Genomic DNA, 22,847 nt, shown 5'->3' with positions numbered 1-22,847 from the left:
TTTGAACTGACGCAAACGGGATTGACGCGCCTAGGGGCGCGCATTCCCAGACTGCCCGCGGGCTTTATTCGGTCAGGTGTTCGGCCAGCAGATCGTAGACAAGCCTGATGCGCCGGCTGGTGTGCAACTCTCGATGCGTGGTCAGCCAGACCGGAAACAGGATCGGGTCCATGTCCGGCAACAGGCGTTCGACCCCCGGCGTCGCTTGGCCCACCTCTTCCGACATCGGCGACACACCGAACCCTTGCCGGACATATTCCCAGGCGACGATCCCGCTTTGCGATCCGATCCTGAAATTCCGCCGGTTCAAGCGGATGCCCATCGGCGCGAGAAACTCCATCATCTGCTCAGGGTCTCCAAAGCTCACGAAGTCATGCGCGGCAAGATCGGACTTGGTCTTGGGCCGCCCCTTCTGATCGAGATAGGCCGACGCGGCGTAGAAATGCGCCCTGGCCTCGCGCACGAGGCGCGCAATCAGATCGGGTTGGTCGGGCCGCACGTGACGGATGGCGATATCCGCCTCGCGCCGCATCAGGTCGCGGATATCGTTGGCGGCGACCACGTCAATCCGCAGAAGCGGCGCGTGTTCGCGGATCGTGCGGAGCACGTCGGGCAGGACATAGGCGGACATGATATCGCTTGCGGTGATGCGCACTTCGCCTTCGATCGACTGGGCCTGACCCGATGCGGTCAGCGAGATCCGGTTGGCCGCCCTGCCCATGGCGCGGGTGTGCTCCAGCAGTTCCAGCCCGGCCTGGGTCAGTTCCAAAGACCGCCCGACGCGTTCGAACAGCATCACCCCCAGATCGGCCTCCAGCGCGGCGACCTGCCGGCTGAGCGTCGGCTGGGTCTGCCGCAACCGGCGCGCCGCCGCCGAAAGCGATCCGGTTTCCGCCGTCGCCAGGAAGGCCCTGATGTGGTTCCAGTCGAAATCGCCGAGATATGTCATGCAATATTGTATAAATACTCTGCGAATTTCGGCAATTTATCTTTGATCCTTGCATGACTAACTATCGGGCAAAGGAGAACGGACATGAACGCGACTGCAAAATTCTGGGACGGAATCGCCGAAAAATACGCCCGTACGCCGGTTCGGGACATGGAATCCTACGAACATACCCTGCGCAGAACGGCTTCCTATCTGAAGTCCTCGGACAAGGTGCTGGAACTGGGTTGCGGCACCGGAACCACGGCGTTGAAACTGGCGCCGAACGTGGCCGAGATCGTGGCAAGCGACGTGTCGGCCGGAATGCTGGCCGTTGGCGCCCGCAAGGCGGCGGAGCAATCGGCAACCAACGTGAGCTTCGTCGAGGCCGAGGCCGGCAATCCGCCCGAAGGGCCGTTCGACGCGGTGCTGGCCTTCAACCTGCTGCATCTGGTCGAAGACCTGGACGGAACCCTCGCCAAGGTGCGGAACACGCTCAAGCCGGGCGGCCTGTTCGTGTCCAAGACCTTCTGTGCGCCGAAGAATGGCAGTCTGCGCTACCGGTTCATGCGGATGGTCGTGCCGGTCATGCAGGTCTTCGGCAAGGCGCCCTTCGTGCGCTTCATGTCCGAGGCGGAACTGGACGCGGCCATAAAGCGGGCGGGCTTCGAGTTCGTGGAACGGGACAGCTTCCCGGTCAAGGACGCGCGCCGCTTCGTCGTGGCGCGGCGGATTTGATCCGGAACGCCTTAAACACCTTTGTTCATTCCGCCATTGGGCTTTGGATCCCACGGGGCTAAGTTGCGGCGCAACGGAAAACGGAGGTGAACATGGGCTTGAACGTATACCTGTCTGGGGAAATCCACACCGATTGGCGCGAGCAGATCGTCGAAGGCGCGCAGGGGCTGGACATCACCTTCAACGGCCCGGTGACCGACCACGCCGCCAGCGATGATTGCGGCGTTGCCATTCTCGGCGCCGAGCCGAACAAGTACTGGCATGACCACAAGGGCGCGATGGTGAACGCGATCCGCACCCGCAAGGGGATAGCGGAGGCCGATGTCGTGGTCGTGCGTTTCGGCGACAAGTACAAACAGTGGAACGCGGCCTTCGACGCGGGATATGCCGCCGCGCTGGGCAAGTCGATCATCGTCCTGCACGGCCCCGATCATCAGCACGCGCTGAAGGAGGTGGACGCGGCCGCGCTGGCCGTCGCCGCGGAGCCGCATCAGGTGGTTGAGATCCTGCGTTATGTCCTGACCGGGAAACTGCCGGGCTGATCGACCCAACCAGCCCGGCAGTTTCCCGGTTCGCGGTCGCGGGGGGAATTCTCGGGCGCCCGGCACCTAGACCTCTGTCCGGTTTTCACCGATCATCCGGCCAATTGGGCGCTTGAGGCGCATTTTGGCTGTTGATCGCAAGGGAGTGGCACGTGGAAGAATTGATGACGCAGGCGGGCGAGTTTGCACCGGTGTTGATGAGTGCAGTCAAGGCACTGATCGTACTCATTCTGGGTTGGATTGCTGCCGGGGCGATCAGCGGCATGGTTCGCCGAAAGATCAATGCAACGCCGAAGATCGACCCGACGCTCGGCAATTTTTCGGCCAGCGTCGTGAAATGGGTGATCTTGGCGATCGTCCTCATCGCGGTTCTGGGCATCTTCGGGATACAGGCGACAAGCATCGTCGCCATTTTGGGTGCGGCATCTCTGGCCATCGGTCTGGCGTTGCAGGGGACGCTCAGCGATCTGGCCGCCGGCGTGATGCTGGTCGTGTTCCGGCCCTACAAGCTGGGCCAGTTTATCGACGTCGGCGGCACTTCGGGTACCGTCGTGGATCTGAACCTCTTCACGACGGAACTGGTGACGCCGGACAACGTTCAGATCATCGTGCCCAACGGTCAGGCCTGGGGATCGATCATCACCAACTATTCGGCACATGATACGCGGCGCGTCGATCTGGTGTTCGGCATCGACTACAACGACAGCGCCGATAAGGCGATGCAGATCATTCTCGACATCGCCAAGTCGGACAGCCGCATCATGTCGGACCCGGAGCCCTGGGTGCGAGTCACCAATCTGGGCGAAAGTTCGGTCGATCTGACCGCGCGGCTGTGGTGTGCCGCCTCTGACTACTGGGATCTGAAGTTCGAGCTCACCAAGGCGGTGAAAGAGGCGTTTGATTCAAAGGGCATCTCGATCCCCTATCCGCACTCGGTGGAAATCCAGAAAAAGGCCTGAGCCGTTTGCCGAACATCTGGCAAGAAAGGCCCGCCCCAACCGGGACGAGCCTTTGTCACGTGCCTGCGCCTGAAGATCAGGCGGCCTTGACCACCAGGGTCGGCGACACCACGTCGATGCCCAGGGCCTTGCCGACCTCGACATAGGTCAGCTGGCCTGCATGGACGTTAAGCCCAGCCAGCAGGTGCGGGTCGTCTTGGCAAGCCTGACGCCAGCCCTTGTTGGCCAGCGCCAGCATGAAGGGCATGGTGGCGTTGCCGAGCGCGATGGTCGAGGTCCGCGCCACGGCTCCGGGCATGTTGGCGACGCAGTAATGCATGATGCCGTCAACGTCGTAGATCGGATCGGCGTGGGTGGTCGGGCGCGAAGTTTCGAAGCACCCGCCCTGATCGATGGCGACGTCCACCAGCACTGCGCCGGGCTTCATGGTGCCAAGCTGCGCGCGACTGATCAATTTGGGAGCGGCCGCGCCGGGGATCAGCACCGCGCCGATCACCATGTCTGCGTCCTGAATCAGTTCGGCAGTGGCGCCTGCGGTCGAATACTGGTTCTTGAACTGGCCGCGGAAGGCATCGTCGAGATAGCGCAGGCGCGGCAGCGAACGGTCGAGAACCGTCACATCCGCGCCCATGCCCGCCGCGATACGGGCCGCATGCGTGCCAACGACGCCGCCGCCGATCACGACCACCTTGGCAGGACCGACGCCGGGCACGCCGCCCATCAGAACGCCGCGGCCGCCATTGGCCTTTTGCAGCGTCCAGGCACCGACCTGCGGCGCAAGGCGGCCCGCGACCTCGGACATCGGCGCCAGCAGCGGCAGGCCGCCGCGGTCGTCGGTCACCGTCTCATATGCGATTGCGGTGCAACCCGAGGCCAGCAGGTCCTTGGTCTGCTCCGGATCCGGGGCAAGGTGAAGGTAGGTGAACAACACCTGGTCCTCGCGCAGCATCTTGCGCTCAACCGCTTGCGGTTCCTTGACCTTGACGATCATGTCGGCGGTGGCAAATACCTCTTCGGCGGTATCGACGATGCGGGCGCCGGCGGCGACGTAGGCGGCGTCGTCAAAGCCGGATCCGATACCCGCTTTGGTTTCGATGATGACCTCGTGGCCATTGGCAACCGCTTCCTGAGCTGCGTTCGGGGTCATGCCGACGCGGAACTCCTGCGGTTTGATTTCCTTGGGGCAACCGATTTTCATTGTGGTCTCTCCGTTCACAATCTGCGCAAATTATGAGCAGACTTAGGCGCAATTTCTGTGAAAGCCACCTCGCCTTTTCGGGAAATTGCGGGATAATATTCCAAGAATTCGAATAACCATGCAAAGGATGTGCGTGAATGGGCCTTGATGCAACCGATCGACGGATCCTGGCGGCGCTTCAAAAGAAGGGGCGGATGTCCAATGCCGAGCTTTCGGATCAGGTCAACCTGTCGCCCTCGGCCTGTCACCGGCGGGTGCAGCGGCTTGAGGCCGACGGGTATATCCGCGACTACGTGGCGCTGCTCGACGCGCGCAAGATGGGCGTGCCCACCACGGTCTTCGTCGAGATCACCCTGCAGGGTCAGGCCGAAGAGGTGCTGGACGCATTTGAAAAAGCGGTTTCGCGGATTCCCGATGTGCTGGAATGCCACCTGATGGCGGGTACCGCGGATTACATCCTCAAGGTCGTGGCCGAAAACACCGAGGATTTCGCGCGCATCCACAAGCAATACCTGTCGCGCCTTCCCGGCGTGGCGCAGATGCAAAGCTCATTCGCGTTGCGGACGGTCTTCAAGACGACGGCGCTACCGGTTTGACCGGCCCGGCCACCAGGGCCGACAGAAAACTAGCGACGCGGTCCGAATCTAGACCTTGTAACTGTCCCGGTTGAAGGTCACATTCGTCATTCAAGAAATTGCATGTCCCCAAGGCGCGGCGCCGGCGAATTGTTGAGCCGGAAGGCGCGCGTTCGATTTCCGATTGCCGCGCTGTCGCGCCGACACCGGGAGTTCACACGCCTCGCCTATGGTCAGGACACCTCAGAAGACAGGGAACAGACATTGGCCTACGAAAAAGACGACGCCCCCAAGGATTGGCTGGAAGCGGAACTGCAGGACACGCTGGACGAGGATTTCGAGATCGAGTTCAGCGAACCGATGCTGTCGATGGAGATCAGACGAATATACCGACAGCAGCACCCGGACATGCTGGACCGCAAAGTCTATTTCCGCAACCTCCTGCGGCTGCAGGCGGAACTGATCAAGGTGCAGGACTGGGTGGTGCATACCGGGGCCAAGGTCTGCATCCTGTTCGAAGGCCGCGACAGCGCCGGCAAAGGCGGCGTGATCAAGCGGATCACCCAGCGCCTGAACCCGCGCGTCGCCCGGGTGGTGGCCCTGCCGGCGCCAAGCCGCCGCGAACAGAGCCAGTGGTATTTCCAGCGCTACGTGCCGCATCTGCCGGCAGCCGGCGAGATCGTGTTCTTCGACCGGTCCTGGTACAACCGGGCCGGGGTCGAGCGCGTCATGGGCTTTGCGACCGAGGATCAGGTCGAACAGTTCTTCCAGGACGTTCCCGAATTCGAGCGGATGCTGGTCCGCTCGGGCATCATCCTGCTCAAATACTGGTTCTCGATCTCGGACGAGGAGCAGCAGTTGCGATTCCTCATGCGGATCCACGACCCGATGAAACAGTGGAAGCTGTCGCCAATGGACCTGGAATCCCGCATCCGCTGGGAGGCTTACACCAAGGCAAAGGAGGACATGTTCTTCCGCACCAACATCCCCGAGGCGCCGTGGTACATCGTCGAGGGCAACGACAAGAAGCGCGAGCGTCTGAACTGCATCGAGCACATTCTGACCAAGATCCCCTACGAGGAAGTGCCGCAGGAAAAGGTCACGCTGCCCGATCGCAAGTACAACCCGGACTACGAGCGCCGGGTTCTGCCGGACGAATTGTACGTACCGAAGATCTACTGAGGCATAGGGTAACGTGGCGAGGCCATCGCGGATTGCCGGCCGTCAGTCACTGAGGCAAGGGCGCCAAATCGGCGCCCTTGCTGTGATTGTTCCGTTCAGCCGAAATCGAAGAACCCGTTGTCGTTCTGGACCCGCAGGAGCGGCATGTCCTCGCGCTGTTCGGAGTCCGATTTCGATTCGGCAATGGACTCGCAGTCGAACTGCATGTCCTGGCCCTTGTCGGCAAGTTTGGCTTTCATCCACTGGCCGAGATCGGTGCCGAAAAAGTCGCCAAGATCGTCGGACTCGGATTTCGGCATATCCCATTCGATCCGGGCGATATTCGACAGAACTTTGGCGATGATTGCCTCGGCATCCGCCTTGGTCCCGTGCCTGCCAGTGCCTTCGCTCTCTGCGAAGGCGGGTTCGGGTTCAGCCTCGCCAGTCTCATCGCCTTCGCTGGCCATAACGATTTCTTCCTCGTTGCCCTCCAGCTCGGTCTCTTCGGTCCCGGGCGTTTCGCCGGCAGAGTCGTCCTCAGTCTCGCCGGGCTCCTCGCCTTCGCCCTCGTCCCCGGCCACAAGGATCTCCTCCTCGGAGTTCTCGGGCTCGGCCTCTTCAACGGCAGAGCCTTCCTCGGTCTCGCCGGTTTCTTCGCCTTCGCTGGCGTCACCCGCAACGACGATTTCTTCCTCGGTGTCCTCGGCGTCACCCTCTGCGGCAACGGGCGTTTCGGCCGAGCCTTCTTCGGTTTCGCCGGTTTCCTGACCTTCGCCCTCGTCTCCAGCCACGATGATTTCTTCACCGGAATCTTCCGCCTCGGGCGCTTGGGCGACGGGTTCGGGTGCGGTCGGTCCGCTGCCTTCACCGGTTTCCGGGACGTTGGCTCCTTCGTCACCCGTGGCAGGGGCGGGGACGTCGGCAACAACGATCTGCTCGGTTCCCTCCGGCTGCGGCGTGTTCGCCTCCGGCGCTTCGACGACCGGAATTGCCGGGGCAGGAGTTGCGGGAGCCGGAGCTTGCGGCGCGGGGGCCGACGGCACATCGAGCACGACGGGGGCGTCCGTCGCCGCGAAGTTCTGCGTGACCACGACCGCATCCCAACCGTTCAGATCCCCGTATTCGATGCCGATGCCGACATATTTGAAGTCGGGGTTCAGGATGTTCGCGCGGTGCTGGGGGCTGTTCATCAAGCTGCGATGCAGATCCACCACGTCGTCGCTGAGGCCGGGTGCGCCGCGTTCGGATTGCCAGGCGATGTTCTCGCCGGACCTCCAGTTGCCGGAAAACTCGAACCCTGCGTCCTTCATCCGGTCATGCGCGCTCGAGCCATTCTGGCCGGTGTGGGAAAAGGAGTCGCTGCTCAGCATCCAGCCGCTGTGATCCTCGGCCGATTTGTTCAGCCGGGTCTCCAGCTCTACCGGAGTAAGGCCCCGGGACGTGCGTTCCTGATTGATGAGAGCGAGCATCTCGCGCTCAACTTGGCTTGCCTGTGTCATGTATGTTTCCGTTGGTTGCCTGCGCCCAATAACGAGCTAAGGCGATTAGACGCGGTTGCGCCCGATCGGAAAGAGCGGGAATGCAAGGGCCGCCGATACCGGCGGAGGGGTGCCGCCCACGGGGGATTCGATCGGCTGATTCGCGCTTGCCAAGACTCAGTCGCTGGTTGCGCGCGCCTCAGCGCCGACGGGAGCGCAATCCCGCCTGTGCGATTTGGGCCAAATTAATTTGATTTATGGGGGCTCCCGACGCATCATCTCTGCGGCCGCTCGGCCGCCATAACATATTGATTTCATAATGGGAGAGTTTCATGCGACCACTTGAGAACCTGGCCAGAAAGCTTGTCGCCTCCGCGACGCTTTCGCTTGGAGCATTGGGGGGCGCCGCCGCGTGGGCCGCTGATCAGCCCAACGTCCTGGTCATCTGGGGCGACGACATCGGATACTGGAACATCAGCGCCTACAACCAGGGCATGATGGGATATGAAACTCCCAACATCGACCGCATCGCCAACGAAGGGATACTGTTCACCCATGGTTATGGCGAACAATCCTGCACGGCCGGTCGCGCGTCGTTCATCACCGGCCAATCGGGCTTCCGCACCGGGTTGCTGAAAGTGGGCCTGCCGGGCGCCAAGGAAGGCATGTCGGAAAAGGACCCGACCATCGCCGAATACATGAAGTCCAAGGGCTACATGACCGGCCAGTACGGCAAGAACCACCTGGGCGACCGGGATGAGCACCTGCCCACCAACCACGGCTTCGACGAGTTTTTCGGCAACCTCTACCACCTGAATGCAGAGGAAGAGCCCGAGAATGTCGATTACCCAAAGGACCCGGCATTCCGGGAAAACTTCGGCCCGCGTGGGGTAATCCGGTCCTCGGCTGACGGTTCGGTCGAGGATACCGGCCCGCTGACCCGCAAGCGGATGGAGACCATCGACGAGGAGGTGACCGCCGGCGCGGTCGATTTCATGGAACGCGCTGTCGAACAGGATAAGCCGTTCTTCCTGTGGTACAACACCACCCGGATGCACATCTTCACCCACCTCAAGGAGGAAAGCCAGGGCGTGACCGGTCTGGGCGTCTATCCCGACGGGATGGTCGAACATGACAAGATGGTCGGACAGATGCTCGACAAGCTCGAAGAGTTGGGCATCGCCGACAACACCATCGTGATGTATTCGACCGACAACGGGGCCGAGGTCTTTTCCTGGCCCGATGGCGGCACCACGCCGTTCAAGGGCGAGAAGAACGACAACTGGGAAGGCGGCTACCGCGTTCCGATGATGATAAAGTGGCCGGGCGTGATCGAGCCGGGGCGCAAGTCGCACCAGATCATCAGCCATCTCGACTGGTTCCCGACCTTCATGTCGGCCCTGGGCGACGGGGACATGAAGGAACGGATGCTGACCGAGGCGCCCTTCGGCGAAGGCAACGAGCCGGTTCACCTCGACGGTTACGACTTCATGCCGTATTTCCGCGGCGAAACCGAAGAGGGGCCGCGGCGCGAGTTCCTGTATTTCTCGGATGGCGGCGATCTGGTGAACCTTCGCTACAACCGTTGGAAAGTGGTGTTCGCCGAGCAGCGGGCCGAGGGGTTCGACGTCTGGCAGGATCCTCTGACCTTCCTGCGCCTGCCCAAGATCATCGACCTCTATTCCGACCCGTTCGAGCGGGCGCAGCACGAGGCGATCAATTATTCGCAGTGGCGGCTGGAACGCACCTATCTTCTGGTGCCGGCGCAAGCCTTCGTGGCCCAGTTCCTCGGCACGTTCGAGAAATATCCGCCGCGCCAGAAGCCGGCCAGTTTCTCGATCGACCAGGTCCTGCAAAGCCTGCAGCGCAACCAGGGCGGCTGAGGCACCACATGCCGATGCAATCGGGCGGTCCTTGCGGGGGCCGCCTTTTTGCTGACGGAGAAAACCTGGCATGCGATGATCGCGGGCAAGGGAGGAACGCCGATGTCGAACGCCCCGGTCTACGAGATCGATCCGCAAGCCTTCTGGGCCGACCCCTATCCGGATCTGAAGCGGATGCGTACCGACTGCCCAGTGGCTTTTGTCCCGCAGCTTGGCGCCACCTTGCTGACCCGGCGCGACGACATCTTCGTCAACGAAAAGAAGATCGATGTGTTCTCCTCGGACCAGCCCGAGGGGTTGATGACCGTCCTCATGGGTCAGAACATGATGCGCAAGGACGGCGACGCGCACATGGCCGATCGCAAGGCGATCTTTCCGACCATTTCCCCAAAGACGGTGCAGCAGGTCTGGACAGCACAGTTCCGGGCGGCGGCGGAAAAGGTGCTCGACGGGCTTGCGGCGCAGGGCGGCTGCGATCTGGTGCGCGACTATGCGATGCCCGTTTCTGGCGAAGCGCTGAAAAGCATCACGGGCCTCAGCAACATGACCGCCGCCGAGATGGATCGCGTGAGCCAGGGGATGATAGACGGCTGCGCCAACTACGCCGGCGATCCGGATGTCGAAGCGAACTGCCATGCCTGCACCGCCGCCATCGACGCCTGCATCGACGAGATGATCCCTGCGAAAGATGCCGCGCCCGACATGTCGCTTCTGTCGGTGCAGCGGCGTGCGGGTCTGAGCGAAGGTCAGGTGCGCGCGAACATCAAGCTGGCGATCTCGGGCGGCCAGAATGAGCCCCGAGATGCGATAGCGGGCACCGCCTGGGCCTTGCTGTCGCATCCCGAGGCTCTGGCGCGCGTGCGCTCGGGCGAGGTGGAGTGGAAACACGCCTTCGAGGAATATGCCCGATGGATCTCGCCCATCGGCATGTCCCCCCGGCGCGTGGCCCGGAGATATCTTCTGGACGACGTGACCTTCGAGCCCGAGGACCGGGTGTTCCTGATGTTCGGATCCGGAAACCGGGACGCGGCCGTCTTCGCCAATCCGGACAGGTTCGATCTGGATCAGGACATCTCGGCCGCCATCACGTTCGGCGCGGGCCCGCATTTCTGCGCCGGCGCCTGGGCGGCGCGGGCGCTGATCGGAGACGTGGCGCTGCCGATGCTGTTCGAACGCTTCCCAAATCTCAGCCTGGCGGGCGAGGGGCGCTTCGGAGGCTGGGCGTTCCGCGGACCGCTCGAAGTGCGGGTGACTTGGTAGGCGTTCCGGATTTCGCTCCGGGTGCCCGAATGCGACCTTTCTGTCGCGGAACGGCAAGACCTGAATTCCCGATCGGCCAGCCTGTCCCGGACCCGAGTTCCGAGAGACCCAGATGGCCGCCACCTATCACCTTTCCGCCCCGATCGCCGCCGCAGCATATGACTCGCGGCCCGTCGTCGGCATCATGTGGTTGCTCCTGGCCACCACGCTTTTTCCCATACAGGACGTCATCATCAAGAGCCTGAGCGGCGAGTTCGCGGTGCATCAGATCGTGTTTTGGCGCAGCGTCTTCGCGCTGCCGCTGGTGGCGGCGATCGCCTGGTACGAGGGGTCGCTCTGGCCGCTCAAGCTGGGCTCCGTCCCGTTGCAACTGCTGCGCGCGGCGTCCACGTTCGGGTTTTTCATGGCCTACTACATGGCGCTGGCGGCGATCGGCATGGCCGAGACGGCGGCCATCACCTTCTCGACGCCGATCTTCGTCACCATCCTGGCGACCGTCTTCCTGAGCGAACGGGTCGGTCTGTACCGCTGGTTTGCTGTCGCGGTCGGGCTGGTCGGGGTGGTCGTCATCGTGCAGCCGGGCGCGGCCGTGTTCGAACCGGCGGCGGTGTTGGCGCTGCTGGCGGCGATCAGCTATGCCATCTCGATCATCTGCACCCGGCGTCTGGGCAACCGCAGCAACGGCGGGATGATGTCACTGTTCGCGGTGGTCTTTTTCGTCGTAGTGGGCGGGGTGCTGGGCGCAGTTTTTTCGGGGCTGGAGTCAGGCTCGCCGCATCCAAGCATCGCATTTCTATACCGGGACTGGGTTTCGCCAACTCCGGCCGACTGGCTGTTGCTGCTTGCCCTGGGCGGCATCTCGGGCGTCGGGTTCTTTGCCCTCAGCCAGGCGTACCGTCTGGCCGAGGCCAGCGTCGTGACCACCTTCGAATATACCTATCTGCCTTGGTCGGTTCTTTGGGGATACCTGATGTTCGGCGCATTGCCGAACATGTCCACGTGGATCGGCCTGACGCTGATCGGGGGCGCAGGCTTGCTGATCGTGTTCCGTGAAACCCTGCGCGGTCGGCGGGTGATGCGGCCCAAGGGGGCCAGCCTGCTGCGGCAACGCTAGGGGGAAAACGACAAACCCCCGGGCAGGGCCGCGGGGGTCGTCAAATAGTGTCATCCAAAGCTGGAGAGGGAATGCTTAGAGCAGACCTTCGCGCTGGGCTTTCTTGCGCGCCAGTTTACGGGCACGGCGGATCGCTTCAGCTTTCTCGCGCGCTTTTTTCTCGGACGGCTTCTCGAAATGTTGCTTGAGCTTCATTTCACGGAACACGCCTTCGCGCTGCAGCTTTTTCTTCAGGGCACGGAGCGCCTGATCGACATTGTTGTCGCGAACACTAACCTGCATGTGGTTGTCACCACCTTTCTAAGTTGAGTTGCAAGGAAATTTGCAGGAAGTCGCCGTATAGCAAAGCCCCGCCAACTTGTCTAGTACTGGGGTTGAAATCGGGAGAGCTGAAATGACGATGCCCTACGAGGATGTGAAAGAGCAATTGCTGGACGCCGCGCTTGGTCATGTGCCCTTCGATGGCTGGTCCGAGACTTGCTTTCGTGCCGCCATCGCGGACACCGGTCTGGACGATGCTCTGGCCCGTGCGGTGTGCCCGCGCGGCGCGGTGGATCTGGCGCTTGCCTTTCATGCGCGGGGCGATGCCGCGATGCTCGAAAGGTTGCGATCCGAAGATCTGGGCGACATGCGCTTCCGGGACAAGATTGCGGCGGCGGTGCGGTTCCGTCTGGAAGCGGTTGAGGACAAGGAGGCCGTGCGCCGCGGCGCGACCCTGTTTTCGTTGCCGACTCACGCCGCAGACGGAGCCAAGGCGGTCTGGGAAACTTGCGATCTGATCTGGACCGCGCTGGGCGACACGTCCGACGACGTGAACTGGTATACCAAGCGGGCATCGCTTTCGGCGGTCTATTCCGCGACCCTGCTCTATTGGCTGGGGGACCAGACGTCGGATCACCAGGCGACGTGGGAGTTTCTGGATCGCCGGATCGACGGCGTGATGCAGTTCGAAAAGGTCAAGGCGCAGGTCAATGCCAACCCGCTGCTCAAGCCCTTTCTGGCGGTGCCGAACTGGCTGGCCGGCCAGATCCGCGCCCCGTCGCGGTCCGGTTCGGATTTGCCGGGATCGCTGTCCCCGCGGAAATAGTCGAGAATCAGTCGCTTGCAGCTATGCCTCGGCGTACCTGCCTGTTAGGCCTTGCGCAAAGGAGGATTGCCGATGACCCAGATGATGCGCGCCGTCGAGATCACCAGCCCCGGCGGGCCGGATGTCCTGAAACTGACCCAGCGCCCCGTGCCGGAACCTGCAAACGGTCAGGTGGTCCTCAGGGTTGCCTATGCCGGAGTGAACCGCCCCGATGCGCTGCAACGCGCAGGCGCCTATGACCCGCCGCCGGGCGCAAGCGATCTGCCCGGCCTGGAAGCCTCGGGCGAGGTCGTGGCCGTCGGTTCCGGAGTCGAAGGTCTTTCCGTCGGCGACAAGGTTTGCGCCCTGCTGCCGGGCGGGGGCTATGCCGAATACGTGGCGACGCCCGCAGCGCATTGCCTGCCGGTGCCCGCAGGCACGGCTATGAAAGAGGCAGCCTGCCTGCCCGAAACCTTTTTCACCGTTTGGTCCAACGTCTTCACCCGTGGCGGGCTGAAGGCCGGCGAACGTTTTCTCGTCCATGGCGGCTCCAGCGGCATTGGCACGACGGCCATTCAACTTGCCCATGCATTCGGCGCGCGCGTGTTCGCGACGGCCGGTTCGGCAGAAAAATGCGATGCCTGTGTGAAGCTGGGTGCCGAGCGGGCGATCAACTACCGCGAAGAGGACTTCGTGAAGGTGATGCGGACCGAAGGCGGGGCGAACCTGATCCTCGACATGGTCGGGGGCGACTACATCCCGCGCAACGTCAAGGCGCTGGCCGACGACGGACGGTTGGTGCAAATCGCCTTTCTTCAAGGGCCGGTGGTCGAACTGAACTTTGCCCTGATGATGGTCAAGCGCCTGACGCTGACCGGCAGCACCCTGCGACCGCAGAGCGACCTGGCAAAGGCCCGGATCGCGCAGGACTTGCGGGAAGCGGTCTGGCCACTGCTCGATGCCGGCAAAGTGGCGCCGGTGATGGACAGCGAATTCGATCTGGCCGACGCCGCGGCGGCCCATGCGCGGATGGAAAGCTCGGGCCATATCGGCAAGATCGTTCTGAAGGTTTCCGGCTGAGAATTGAACGGGCGCGCGCGGACCTCCGGTTCCGCGCGCGCCGTGCCGATGGCATCAGGCGATGGCGCGCCTGTACAAATGCCAGGTCGCGTGGCCAAGCACCGGCAGCACGACGATCAACCCCAGCAAAAGCGGGATCGAGCCGATCGCCAGCAAGGCGACGACGATGAAACCCCATGCAAGAATGACGTCAGGATTTTGACGGAACACCCGATACGATGTCACGACCGCCACCGGTACGCCGACCTTGCGGTCAAGCAGCAGCGGAAAACTGACGACACTGATGGCGAGTGTCACGAGGGCGAAGATGAACCCGACGCAGGTACCGAGCAGAATCATGCTCCAGCCGGCGCTGGTGGTGAAGACATCGCCGACGAACGCGCCGAGCGATGCCGGCGGCTCTGGACCAAGCGTGTTGGCGTAGATGCCTTGGGCAACCATCAGCCACACGAGAAAAATCATCACCAGGTAGAAGCCGAGCGCGAGGATCGCCCCGAAGGACGGCGAGCGGAAGACGCCGAACGCGTCCAGCCAATGCACCTCGTCACCCCGTTCCCGCCTGCGGCTGATTTCGTACAACCCGACGGCTGCGACCGGGCCGATAAGGGCAAAACCCATGACCAATGGAGCAAGCAGCGGCACCATGTCCATGCGCAGCCCGAACCCGACCATGATCAGGCCCACCAGAGGATAGACAAGCACGACAAAGACCGCGTCCGCGCGGGCGGCCAGAAAATCGTCATAACCGGCTCTCAGGCAGGCGCGCAGATCCTGCATGGTCAAGGTTTGCACCATGGGCAGGTGCTTTGTGTCGGCGCTGCCGATCTGGCTTACGCTTTCCGTGACGTGGTCGCTGGTCGCTCCGAGGTTGCGGGCGAACCAACTGACCGGATTTCCAATTGTTTTCGCCATGATCTTCCCTTTCCTTGGCGTGGTCGCGCCCCGGGAGATGTCCGGCTTTCGGGTTGCCGTTGGCCGGATCAGCCGGCAACGCCATGTCACGATGATATCACATCTTCGCTCACCGGCGAATCACCTCTGCGAGATGCAGGTGATTGCCAGTCCGCAGAGACATGCTAGCTTGGCGTCAAACACGAGGAGGCAACCATGCACGAAACTGCACGCACTGTTGTGATTCACGAGACCGGCGGGCCGGAGGTCATGAAGTTCGAGGACCGGCCGTTGGGCGAGCCGGGGCCGGGCGAGGTCCGCATCCGGCATCATGCGTGCGGTCTGAACTTCATCGACGTCTATCAGCGCACCGGGCTCTATCCGCTGAAACTGCCGCATGCGCTGGGCATGGAAGCCGCGGGCGTCATCGAGGCGGTGGGCGAGGATGTGACCCATCTCGAACCCGGACAGCGGGCGGCCTATGCCGCCGTCCCGCCCGGCGCCTATTGCGAAGCGCGGGTGATGCCGGCCGCGCAGGTCTGCCCGTTGCCCGATGCGATCTCCTTCGATCAGGCCGCGGCGATGATGCTCAAGGGCATGACGGTTGAGTACCTGTTTCACCGCACGACGCCGCTCAAGCGGGGCGATACCGTCCTGTTCCACGCGGCCGCCGGTGGGGTGGGGCTGATCGCCTGCCAATGGGCCAAGTCCGAGGGGATCACCCTGATCGGGACGGCCGGCACGGACGAGAAATGTCGGCTGGCGCATTTCAACGGCGCAACCCATTGCATCAATTACAGGACCGAGAACTTCGTCGAACGGGTGCGGGAACTGACGGATGGCAAGGGCGTCGACGCTGTGATGGACTCGGTCGGGGCCGACACGTTCGAAGGGTCGCTCGACTGTCTCAAGCCGCTCGGTATGATGATTTCCTTCGGCAATTCCTCGGGGCCAGTGCCGCCGGTGAACATAGGTATTCTGAGCCAGAAGGGCTCGCTCAAGCTGACCCGGCCATCCTTGTGGACGCATGTGGCCGATCATACGATCTGTCAGGCGATGGCCCGGCGTCTGTTCGGGAAGGTCGAGGGGAACGAGGTCAAGTTGCATATCGACCAGCGCTTCCATCTGGAGCAGGTCGCTGATGCCCATCGCGCGCTGGAGGCGCGGAAGACGACTGGCAGCACCATTCTGGAGTTGTGAAACGGGCCCGGCACCTAGTGCCGGGCCTGCTCATTTCGCAAACATGCGTTCAGAAGCGGTAAGCCGCGCGGATCTGGATGGTCGTTGCGTCAACGTCCACCCCGGTTGCGTTGAAATTGTCGAACTCGTGATACAGCAGCTCGCCCGCGATGCTGACGTTCGGTGCCACGATCTGTTCGTAACCTGCACCGACGAACCAGCCGTCATCGCTGCCGAGCGTGTCCGTGCTTGCTTCGGCATAGCCTGCAACCCCGTACAGCAGACCTTGCGGGTTGACCTTGTAGCCCGCCCGCGCCTTCAAGCGCCAGACATCCTCGACGGTTGCCGCGCCGGACAGATCGACGTCGCTCCAGTCATAGTCAAAGCCGCCGCCGACAACCCAATCGCCCAGGTCATAATCGTAACCCAAGATGATGCCGCCGATCGCGCCATCTCCGTCGACGCCGGAAAGGCTGGTGCCGATATCGGCGTAGCCGATCTGGGCACCGGCATAGAACCCCGTCCAATCGCCCGACGATTGCGCCATGGTCGATCCTGCCGCAAGGGTCGCGACCGAGGCGATAAGTGCCAATTTTCCTGTCATCATCCTATCCTTTCGTTCGAAATGCCGCGGCAGCGCATTTGCCTGCGAGCTTCCAACGACCACTACGCGCCGGTCGGGCGACCGGATCACTAAATGTCCGAGGCAAGAAAAAACCGGCGCATCAGGTGCGCCGGTTCCGAGGGAAGCCTGCCATCAAAAAGGAGACGGCGGCGGGAGCAGGATCGTTCAGCCGAAGACGCGTCCCAGGGCGCCGTCCACGGCGTCGGTGATCTGGTCGATGTCGTCGGCCGTGGCGATCAGCGCGGGCGAGAAGCAGAGCGTGTTGTTCTTGCCGGGCACCGAACGGTTGGTCACGCCGATGATGACGCCCTGCGCCATGCAGTCGGCCACAACGGCCTGCGCCTGTTTCTCGTTCACCGGCTCTTTGGTCGCCCGGTCCGCCACCAGTTCGGCGCCAAGGAACAGGCCCTTGCCGCGCACGTCTCCGATGACCTTGTGCTTGTCCATCAGGGCCTGCAGGTTGCCCATCATGCGCTCGCCCATGTTGGTGCAGTTCTGCAGCAGGTTCTCGTCTTCGATGATGCGCATGTTCTCGATCGCCGCGGCGGGGCCGGCGGTGCAGCCGCCGAAGGTCGAGATATCGCGGAAATAGTTCAGCGGATCGTCGGCATTGTCCTTGAACATGTCGAACACCTCTTCGGTGGTCACCATGCAGGCGATCGCCGCATAGCCCGAGGCGACGCCCTTGGCCATGGTCACGAAGTCCGGCTTGATGCCGTACTGCTGATAGCCGAACCAGGTACCGGTCCGTCCGACGCCGCACACCACCTCGTCGATGTGCAGCAGCACTTCGTACTTCTTGCAGATCTCCTGCACCCGCTGCCAGTAACCCTCGGGCGCTTCGATCACGCCGCCGCCGGCGGTGACCGGCTCGAGGCACAGCGCGCCGACGGTGTCGGGGCCTTCGCGCAGGATCACCTGTTCGATGGCATCAGCCGCCGCCTGACCGAACGCCTCGCCGGACAGGTCTTCCAGGCCCAGCTCATGCTTGCGGTATTCCATGCAATGCGGGACGCGCACGAAGTCCGGGGCGAAGGGACCGTATTGCGCGTTGCGCTCATCCTGCCCGCCTGCCGACATCGCCGCCAGGGTCGAGCCGTGATAGTCGCGGTCGCGATACAGGATCTTGGTCTTCTTTCCACCGTAACGCTTGTGCGCGATCTGGCGGACCATCTTGAACGCCTTCTCGTTCGCTTCGGATCCCGAGTTGGTGTAGTAGACCCGGCTCATGCCCGGCATCTTGGCGATCAGGTTCTCGGCGAAGATCGCGCCTGGGATGGATCCGGCGGAGTTGGCGAAATAGCACAGCTTCATCAGCTGATCGTAGACCGCCTTGCAGATGGACTCGCGGCCGTAGCCGACGTTGACGGTCCAGACGCCGCCGGAAACGGCGTCCAGGTGCTCCTTGCCCTTCTGGTCCCAGACCCGCATGCCCTTGCCCTCGACAATGATGCGCGGGTCGTTGGTCTCGAACGGTTTGTGCTGGATCAGGTGGTGCCAGATATGGGCGCGGTCGGCTTCGACCACGCGGCTGAGGTCGTTTTCGTTGAACGTGCCGTCCATGACAGGTCCTTTCAATGTAAGGCGTGTGCGGGAATCGGGAATTGTCCCGTCCGGGCAGACTTTTTCCATGTTCCAGATCATCGCGAAAGGCCAGCGTTTTATAGGGCCAGTTCGCCCGATCGCGTATCGCCAGTCCGGTCCGGTTAGGTATCATTACGGGTTTGTCAGAACCCGGGGATTGTGCTCAAACTCGGTTCGACCACCAGGGAGGAATGGCAGATGACATCGCCAAATATATACGAGCGCCATCTGGATAAAAACCGGGCCAATTTCACGGCCCTTTCGCCGCTGACCTATATCGAGAGAACCGCGGCGGTCTATCCCGACTTTCCGTCGGTCGTCTACAACGATCGCCGGTATACCTGGGCGGAGACCTATGCCCGGTGCCGCCGGCTGGCCGGGGCGCTTGCGTCGCGGGGGATCGGGCGCGGCGACACGGTTTCGATCATCGCCGCCAACATACCCGAATTGTACGAAGCGCATTTCGGCGTGCCGATGGCCGGAGCAGTTCTGAACGCCATCAACACCCGGCTCGACGCTCCGATCATCGCCTTCATTCTGGAACACGCCGAATCCAAGGCGCTGATCGTCGATCCCGAGTTCTCGGGCGTCGTGAAAGAGGCGCTGGCGCAGGCCGACAAGCCTGATCTCCTGGTCATCGACATCGAGGACCCGAGCTTCGACGGCGGCGAAAAACTGGGCGCACTGACCTACGAGGCGCTGCTGGCCGAGGGCGATCCCGAATTCGAGTGGTCGCTGCCGGGCGACGAATGGGACGCGATCGCGCTGAACTACACGTCGGGCACGACCGGCAACCCGAAAGGCGTGGTCTATCACCATCGCGGCGCGGCGCTGAACGCGACCTCGAACATCCTGACCTGGGGAATGCCGCAACATTCGGTCTATCTGTGGACGCTGCCCATGTTTCACTGCAACGGCTGGTGCTTTCCCTGGACAATGGCCGTCAACGCGGGCGTTTCGGTCTGTCTGCGGGCGGTGCGGGACGAGCCGATCTATCGCGCCTTCCGAGAGGAGAAGGTGACGCATTTTTGCGGTGCGCCCATCGTCCTGAACATGCTGGCGAACGCCCCGGACGCACTCAAGAAATTCGATCACGACATCAAGGCGATGACCGCCGGCGCGCCGCCGCCGGCCGCCGTCATCGAAAAGATGGAGGCGATGGGGATCAACGTGACCCATGTCTACGGGTTGACGGAAACCTACGGCCCGTCGGTGGTTTGCGCCTGGAAGGACGGGTGGAACGACAAAGGCGCCGCGGAACGCGCGGCCCTTAAGGTGCGGCAGGGCGTGAAATACGTGGCGCTGTCGGGCCTGATGGTGGCCGATCCCGAGACGATGGAGCCGGTTCCGGCCGATGGCGAGACCATGGGCGAGATCTTCATGCAGGGCAATATCGTGATGAAAGGGTATCTGAAGAACCCCGAAGCCACGGACAAGGCATTCAAGGGCGGCTGGTTCGCGTCAGGCGATCTGGGGGTGATGCATCCCGACGGTTACATCGCGCTCAAGGACCGGTCCAAGGACATCATCATCTCGGGCGGCGAGAATATCTCGTCGGTCGAGGTCGAGGGGATCCTGTACAAGCACCCGGCAGTCATGGAAGCCGCCGTGGTGGCGCGCCCGGACGAGAAATGGGGCGAAACGCCCTGCGCCTTCGTCGAGCTCAAGCCCGGCGCCGAGGCGACCGATGCGGAACTGATCGCCTTTTGCCGGGACAACATGGCCCATTTCAAGGCGCCCAAGACGGTGGTGTTCGGCGCTCTGCCCAAGACTTCGACCGGCAAGATCCAGAAATTCGTTCTGCGCGAACAGGCAAAGTCCTTGTAGCGGGGAGACGGGAACGGACGGAAAGCCGCCGTCCGGCGGCTTTCCGTTTGGCTAGGACTTGTCGAAAATGGACAGGTCAAGTTCCAGCGTCTCGCCCATCCAGATCGCCCGGTCACGATGGTCGGCCAGGTGGTCGCCGGTCTCGGGATGCGTGAATACCGTCAACCCCTGCCGATTCAGCATCAGCCAGGGAATGACCCGGTCAAAGGCATCGGCCGCAAACGCCAACTGGCAACTCCACCGCGGATGCGGGCCCACCTTGCGCGCATGCATTCGGCCCATCTGCACCGGAAACAGGCGCGCGGCCTCTTCGCAGACCTGCCGCGCGGTGTCCTGCGTGTCGGCGTCGAAATAGATGTGGGCGTGGTAGCCGGTGATTTCGGGCATGAAGAACTCCTTCGGCGTCAGCGCGATTCTGCACGCTCTCCGGCAAATCTCCAACTCCGCATCGGCCAACACATCGTGTGCGTTCAAGGGTTCCGGTGATGCAGGACGCGCCCGATCGTGTTCATCAGCAACTGCGCCGCCAGAACGGAGGTGCCGCCGGTCGGGTCGTAGTCCGGCGCGACTTCGACCAGGTCCATGCCGACGATCTCGCCCCGCCGGGCCAGACCGTCGATCAGTTCCAGCACTTCGTAATACAGGAATCCGCCGTGGCTTGGCGTGCCAGTGCCCGGCGCGATGGAGGGATCGAAGGCGTCGATGTCGACGGTCAGGTAGTAACGCGCGCCTTCGGGGATCCGCGACAGCATCGCGTCGATTCCCATGCGGCGCACATGCCGGACCGACTGGATGTCCGAACCCATGGCACGCGCGGCGTCGTATCCGTCCTTGGCCGTGGACGAGACGTTGCGAATGCCGATCTGGGTCAGTCCGGTGACATGCGGCTTTTCAGCGGCGCGGCGCATCGGATTGCCGTGACCGAACCGGACACCGTGGCGTACATCCACGAAATCGAGATGGGCGTCGATCTGAACCACATGGATCGGATCCTGATCGTCGAACGCGTTGATGCAGGGAATGTTCACCGAGTGGTCGCCGCCGATGACAACAGGCAGCGCGCCGGCCTTGAGGATCTTGCGAACGCCGTATTCGATGTTGGCGTGGCTTTTCAGGGTGTCCGTATGAACGATATCGGCGTCGCCGATATCGACGATGGTGACCTTGGCCGGGTCCAGGTAAGTGATGTCGTCCTCGAAGTCATAGGCGCCGGCATGGCCGAACGAGAACAGGGTTGAGGCCTCGCGAATGGCCCGAGGCCCCATCCGCGCGCCCGAACGCCACTGGCAGCCGAAATCGAAAGGCGCGCCCAGAACCGCCACATCGGCATCGATTGCGTCCCAGTCCTCGACATAGGGGTATTTCCCGAACGTGCAGATGCCGACGAACGGCAGGTTCAGCCGCCCGCCTTCGTATCCTTGTTTCGCCATGACGCGCTCTCCTCATGCGTTGTCGTCCTACAGTAAGAGAGAGGCCAGGGTCGCTGTCCAGTGGGAAGGTACGTTTCAGCCCGCCGGCGCGCAGGCATCCGGATGCGCGGCGGCAAAGGCCGGGAGTTCGGAACAGGCAGCCTCGACGCTTAGAATGCGCGGCATGTCCGACAGTTTCACCTCCCACCTCCGCGCGTTGTAGATCTGCGGCATGAGGCAGATATCGGCCAACCCGGGCGTGCTGCCGGTGCAGAAGGGGGATTGCTCGAACCCGGCCAGCATGGTTTCGAACGCCATCAGCCCGGGCCGGATGAAATGCTTCATCCAATCCCCCGGCATCCCTTCGGCGCCGCCGGTCAAGGCGGTCGCGTGCCGGGCCACCTGCAGGTTGCAGACCGGGTGAATATCCACCGCGATCGCATGGGCCAGCGCCTGCGCCCTGGCGCGGGCGGCCGGATCGGTGGGCAGCAGGTCCAGGCCGCGGGTCTGATCCAGGTAGTCGAGGATCGCCAGGGATTGCGTCAGCTGCAGCCCATCGATTTTGAGAACCGGAACAAGGCCCTGCGGGTTGCGGGCCAGGTGGTCGGGGCTGCGCTGCTCACCCTTGGTCAGGTCCACCGGGATCGAGGTGTAGGGGATGGCCGCAAGGTTCAGCGCGATCCGCAGCCGGTAGCTGGCCGACGATCGCCAATAGTCATAGAGCACCACTTCGCTCATCCCGTTCCTCCAGAAAGGCAAGGCAACCGGCGCGCGCCGGTTGCCGGTATTGCAAGGTCTCTCTCGCGGTCAGACCTTATTCAGTTCCTTGGCATGCAGCCAGTCCGCATGTTTGGGCGCCTTCTTGGTCCTGGACCATTCTTCGAGCATCTCCCATTTCACCGCGTCGAGCTTAGCCAGCATCGCCTCTTCCTCCGGATCAGGGCAGGCCAGTTCGACCCGGTGACCGTTCGGGTCGAAGAAGTAGATCGAATGGAAGATCGAATGGTCGGTGACGCCCAGAACCTCGACGCCATTGGCCTCCAGATGGTCCTTGAACTTGATCAGTTCGTCACGGTCCTTCACCTTGAAGGCGATGTGCTGCACCCATTTCGGCGTGTTCGGATCGCGACCCATCTCGGGCTTGGTCGGCAGTTCGAAGAAGGCCAGAACGTTGCCGTTCCCGGCATCCAGGAACAGGTGCATGTAGGGGTCGGGCTCGTGGGTCGACGGGACGTGATCCTCGGCAATCGCGAGGATGAAATCCATGTTCAGCATCTTGCCGTACCACTCGACGGTTTCCTTTGCGTCCTTGCAGCGATAGGCGACGTGGTGGATCTGTTCGATTTTCATGGG

23 protein-coding genes are annotated in these 22,847 nt (G+C 62.7%); 12 read left to right on the top strand and 11 right to left on the bottom strand.

Annotated features, from left to right (window positions below):
* Positions 1 to 64: 64 nt before the first annotated feature.
* Positions 65 to 949 (bottom strand): LysR family transcriptional regulator, encoded by an 885-nt coding sequence (locus FGK63_RS19175; RefSeq protein WP_138845325.1) that lies wholly within the window; start codon positions 947 to 949, stop codon positions 65 to 67.
* An 84-nt stretch (positions 950 to 1,033) separates the two neighbouring features.
* On the opposite strand from FGK63_RS19175, the gene FGK63_RS19170 reads away from it, so the two are divergent.
* The 3 genes from FGK63_RS19170 (at position 1,034) to FGK63_RS19160 (ending at position 3,164) form a co-directional block, all read left to right on the top strand.
* The gene (locus FGK63_RS19170; RefSeq protein WP_138845323.1) at positions 1,034 to 1,663 is read left to right on the top strand and encodes a class I SAM-dependent methyltransferase; all 630 of its coding nucleotides are present in this window, start codon (positions 1,034 to 1,036) and stop codon (positions 1,661 to 1,663) included.
* Positions 1,664 to 1,755: 92 nt separating this feature from the next.
* Positions 1,756 to 2,205, top strand: a complete 450-nt coding sequence (locus tag FGK63_RS19165) for a YtoQ family protein (protein WP_138845321.1) — start codon at positions 1,756 to 1,758, stop codon at positions 2,203 to 2,205.
* Positions 2,206 to 2,402: 197 nt separating this feature from the next.
* Entirely contained in the window at positions 2,403 to 3,164 is a 762-nt protein-coding gene (locus FGK63_RS19160; protein ID WP_425471882.1) for a mechanosensitive ion channel family protein, read from the top strand.
* A 76-nt stretch (positions 3,165 to 3,240) separates the two neighbouring features.
* Here the strand turns inward: FGK63_RS19160 and ald are convergent, their stop codons facing one another.
* On the bottom strand, positions 3,241 to 4,362 hold the full coding sequence (gene ald, locus FGK63_RS19155; RefSeq protein ID WP_138845317.1) for an alanine dehydrogenase: 1,122 nt from the start codon (positions 4,360 to 4,362) through the stop codon (positions 3,241 to 3,243).
* A 137-nt stretch (positions 4,363 to 4,499) separates the two neighbouring features.
* Between ald and FGK63_RS19150 the strand changes: the two genes are divergently transcribed.
* Positions 4,500 to 4,958, top strand: a complete 459-nt coding sequence (locus FGK63_RS19150; protein WP_138845315.1) for an Lrp/AsnC family transcriptional regulator — start codon at positions 4,500 to 4,502, stop codon at positions 4,956 to 4,958.
* A gap of 243 nt (positions 4,959 to 5,201) precedes the next feature.
* Entirely contained in the window at positions 5,202 to 6,119 is a 918-nt protein-coding gene (gene ppk2, locus FGK63_RS19145) for a polyphosphate kinase 2 (protein WP_138845366.1), read from the top strand.
* A 95-nt stretch (positions 6,120 to 6,214) separates the two neighbouring features.
* Here the strand turns inward: ppk2 and FGK63_RS19140 are convergent, their stop codons facing one another.
* Entirely contained in the window at positions 6,215 to 7,597 is a 1,383-nt protein-coding gene (locus FGK63_RS19140; RefSeq protein ID WP_138845313.1) for a CAP domain-containing protein, read from the bottom strand.
* Positions 7,598 to 7,908: 311 nt separating this feature from the next.
* Here FGK63_RS19140 and FGK63_RS19135 point away from each other — a divergent pair, with 311 nt between their 5' ends.
* From FGK63_RS19135 to FGK63_RS19125, 3 genes are all read left to right on the top strand, one after another.
* A complete protein-coding gene (locus tag FGK63_RS19135; RefSeq protein WP_138845310.1) occupies positions 7,909 to 9,459 on the top strand; it encodes an arylsulfatase in 1,551 nt (516 codons plus the stop codon).
* Positions 9,460 to 9,534: 75 nt separating this feature from the next.
* Positions 9,535 to 10,719, top strand: coding sequence for a cytochrome P450 (locus FGK63_RS19130; protein ID WP_246044089.1), 1,185 nt, complete (start codon positions 9,535 to 9,537; stop codon positions 10,717 to 10,719).
* A gap of 112 nt (positions 10,720 to 10,831) precedes the next feature.
* Positions 10,832 to 11,833, top strand: a complete 1,002-nt coding sequence (locus tag FGK63_RS19125) for a DMT family transporter (RefSeq protein ID WP_138845306.1) — start codon at positions 10,832 to 10,834, stop codon at positions 11,831 to 11,833.
* Between the two features lie 75 nt (positions 11,834 to 11,908).
* Here FGK63_RS19125 and rpsU read toward each other — a convergent pair whose 3' ends face one another.
* The gene (rpsU, locus tag FGK63_RS19120) at positions 11,909 to 12,115 is read right to left on the bottom strand and encodes a 30S ribosomal protein S21 (RefSeq protein WP_005614280.1); all 207 of its coding nucleotides are present in this window, start codon (positions 12,113 to 12,115) and stop codon (positions 11,909 to 11,911) included.
* 112 nt (positions 12,116 to 12,227) lie between these two features.
* Between rpsU and FGK63_RS19115 the strand changes: the two genes are divergently transcribed.
* Entirely contained in the window at positions 12,228 to 12,920 is a 693-nt protein-coding gene (locus FGK63_RS19115) for a COQ9 family protein (protein WP_138845303.1), read from the top strand.
* A gap of 72 nt (positions 12,921 to 12,992) precedes the next feature.
* The gene (locus FGK63_RS19110; protein WP_138845301.1) at positions 12,993 to 13,979 is read left to right on the top strand and encodes an NAD(P)H-quinone oxidoreductase; all 987 of its coding nucleotides are present in this window, start codon (positions 12,993 to 12,995) and stop codon (positions 13,977 to 13,979) included.
* A 54-nt stretch (positions 13,980 to 14,033) separates the two neighbouring features.
* Here the strand turns inward: FGK63_RS19110 and FGK63_RS19105 are convergent, their stop codons facing one another.
* On the bottom strand, positions 14,034 to 14,891 hold the full coding sequence (locus FGK63_RS19105) for a DUF2189 domain-containing protein (protein ID WP_138845299.1): 858 nt from the start codon (positions 14,889 to 14,891) through the stop codon (positions 14,034 to 14,036).
* Between the two features lie 195 nt (positions 14,892 to 15,086).
* Here FGK63_RS19105 and FGK63_RS19100 point away from each other — a divergent pair, with 195 nt between their 5' ends.
* On the top strand, positions 15,087 to 16,070 hold the full coding sequence (locus FGK63_RS19100; protein WP_138845297.1) for a quinone oxidoreductase family protein: 984 nt from the start codon (positions 15,087 to 15,089) through the stop codon (positions 16,068 to 16,070).
* Positions 16,071 to 16,119: 49 nt separating this feature from the next.
* Here the strand turns inward: FGK63_RS19100 and FGK63_RS19095 are convergent, their stop codons facing one another.
* Both FGK63_RS19095 and FGK63_RS19090 read right to left on the bottom strand, forming a co-directional pair.
* Entirely contained in the window at positions 16,120 to 16,653 is a 534-nt protein-coding gene (locus FGK63_RS19095) for an outer membrane protein (protein ID WP_138845295.1), read from the bottom strand.
* A 186-nt stretch (positions 16,654 to 16,839) separates the two neighbouring features.
* Entirely contained in the window at positions 16,840 to 18,237 is a 1,398-nt protein-coding gene (locus tag FGK63_RS19090) for an aminotransferase family protein (RefSeq protein ID WP_138845293.1), read from the bottom strand.
* A gap of 219 nt (positions 18,238 to 18,456) precedes the next feature.
* Between FGK63_RS19090 and FGK63_RS19085 the strand changes: the two genes are divergently transcribed.
* Positions 18,457 to 20,085 carry an acyl-CoA synthetase gene (locus tag FGK63_RS19085; protein ID WP_138845291.1) on the top strand — a complete coding sequence of 543 codons (1,629 nt, stop codon included), beginning with the start codon at positions 18,457 to 18,459 and terminating at the stop codon, positions 20,083 to 20,085.
* Between the two features lie 51 nt (positions 20,086 to 20,136).
* Here FGK63_RS19085 and FGK63_RS19080 read toward each other — a convergent pair whose 3' ends face one another.
* The 4 genes from FGK63_RS19080 to FGK63_RS19065 all read right to left on the bottom strand — a co-directional run bounded on the left by FGK63_RS19080 (position 20,137) and on the right by FGK63_RS19065 (position 22,844).
* Complete coding sequence (locus FGK63_RS19080; RefSeq protein WP_138845289.1) at positions 20,137 to 20,472, bottom strand: DOPA 4,5-dioxygenase family protein; 336 nt, start codon at positions 20,470 to 20,472, stop codon at positions 20,137 to 20,139.
* Between the two features lie 83 nt (positions 20,473 to 20,555).
* Positions 20,556 to 21,515, bottom strand: coding sequence for an agmatinase (locus FGK63_RS19075; RefSeq protein ID WP_138845287.1), 960 nt, complete (start codon positions 21,513 to 21,515; stop codon positions 20,556 to 20,558).
* A 75-nt stretch (positions 21,516 to 21,590) separates the two neighbouring features.
* Complete coding sequence (gene maiA / locus FGK63_RS19070; RefSeq protein ID WP_138845285.1) at positions 21,591 to 22,232, bottom strand: maleylacetoacetate isomerase; 642 nt, start codon at positions 22,230 to 22,232, stop codon at positions 21,591 to 21,593.
* 69 nt (positions 22,233 to 22,301) lie between these two features.
* Entirely contained in the window at positions 22,302 to 22,844 is a 543-nt protein-coding gene (locus FGK63_RS19065) for a VOC family protein (protein WP_138845283.1), read from the bottom strand.
* Positions 22,845 to 22,847 lie beyond the last annotated feature (3 nt).

It is taken from the genome of Ruegeria sediminis, assembly GCF_005938215.1.
Classification (GTDB): Bacteria; Pseudomonadota; Alphaproteobacteria; order Rhodobacterales; family Rhodobacteraceae; genus Ruegeria; species Ruegeria sediminis.
Note: the sequence above shows the minus strand (reverse complement) of the source record. Positions and strands in the feature narration are given on the sequence as shown.

Coding starts and splice junctions, on each gene's coding strand:
- FGK63_RS19175 (WP_138845325.1), bottom strand. CDS start 949: ATGACATATCTCGGCGATTTCGACTGGAACCACATCAGGGCCTTCCTG.
- FGK63_RS19170 (WP_138845323.1), top strand. CDS start 1,034: ATGAACGCGACTGCAAAATTCTGGGACGGAATCGCCGAAAAATACGCC.
- FGK63_RS19165 (WP_138845321.1), top strand. CDS start 1,756: ATGGGCTTGAACGTATACCTGTCTGGGGAAATCCACACCGATTGGCGC.
- FGK63_RS19160 (WP_425471882.1), top strand. CDS start 2,403: ATGAGTGCAGTCAAGGCACTGATCGTACTCATTCTGGGTTGGATTGCT.
- ald (WP_138845317.1), bottom strand. CDS start 4,362: ATGAAAATCGGTTGCCCCAAGGAAATCAAACCGCAGGAGTTCCGCGTC.
- FGK63_RS19150 (WP_138845315.1), top strand. CDS start 4,500: ATGGGCCTTGATGCAACCGATCGACGGATCCTGGCGGCGCTTCAAAAG.
- FGK63_RS19140 (WP_138845313.1), bottom strand. CDS start 7,597: ATGACACAGGCAAGCCAAGTTGAGCGCGAGATGCTCGCTCTCATCAAT.
- FGK63_RS19135 (WP_138845310.1), top strand. CDS start 7,909: ATGCGACCACTTGAGAACCTGGCCAGAAAGCTTGTCGCCTCCGCGACG.
- FGK63_RS19130 (WP_246044089.1), top strand. CDS start 9,535: ATGATCGCGGGCAAGGGAGGAACGCCGATGTCGAACGCCCCGGTCTAC.
- FGK63_RS19125 (WP_138845306.1), top strand. CDS start 10,832: ATGGCCGCCACCTATCACCTTTCCGCCCCGATCGCCGCCGCAGCATAT.
- rpsU (WP_005614280.1), bottom strand. CDS start 12,115: ATGCAGGTTAGTGTTCGCGACAACAATGTCGATCAGGCGCTCCGTGCC.
- FGK63_RS19115 (WP_138845303.1), top strand. CDS start 12,228: ATGACGATGCCCTACGAGGATGTGAAAGAGCAATTGCTGGACGCCGCG.
- FGK63_RS19110 (WP_138845301.1), top strand. CDS start 12,993: ATGACCCAGATGATGCGCGCCGTCGAGATCACCAGCCCCGGCGGGCCG.
- FGK63_RS19105 (WP_138845299.1), bottom strand. CDS start 14,891: ATGGCGAAAACAATTGGAAATCCGGTCAGTTGGTTCGCCCGCAACCTC.
- FGK63_RS19100 (WP_138845297.1), top strand. CDS start 15,087: ATGCACGAAACTGCACGCACTGTTGTGATTCACGAGACCGGCGGGCCG.
- FGK63_RS19095 (WP_138845295.1), bottom strand. CDS start 16,653: ATGACAGGAAAATTGGCACTTATCGCCTCGGTCGCGACCCTTGCGGCA.
- FGK63_RS19090 (WP_138845293.1), bottom strand. CDS start 18,237: ATGGACGGCACGTTCAACGAAAACGACCTCAGCCGCGTGGTCGAAGCC.
- FGK63_RS19085 (WP_138845291.1), top strand. CDS start 18,457: ATGACATCGCCAAATATATACGAGCGCCATCTGGATAAAAACCGGGCC.
- FGK63_RS19080 (WP_138845289.1), bottom strand. CDS start 20,472: ATGCCCGAAATCACCGGCTACCACGCCCACATCTATTTCGACGCCGAC.
- FGK63_RS19075 (WP_138845287.1), bottom strand. CDS start 21,515: ATGGCGAAACAAGGATACGAAGGCGGGCGGCTGAACCTGCCGTTCGTC.
- maiA (WP_138845285.1), bottom strand. CDS start 22,232: ATGAGCGAAGTGGTGCTCTATGACTATTGGCGATCGTCGGCCAGCTAC.
- FGK63_RS19065 (WP_138845283.1), bottom strand. CDS start 22,844: ATGAAAATCGAACAGATCCACCACGTCGCCTATCGCTGCAAGGACGCA.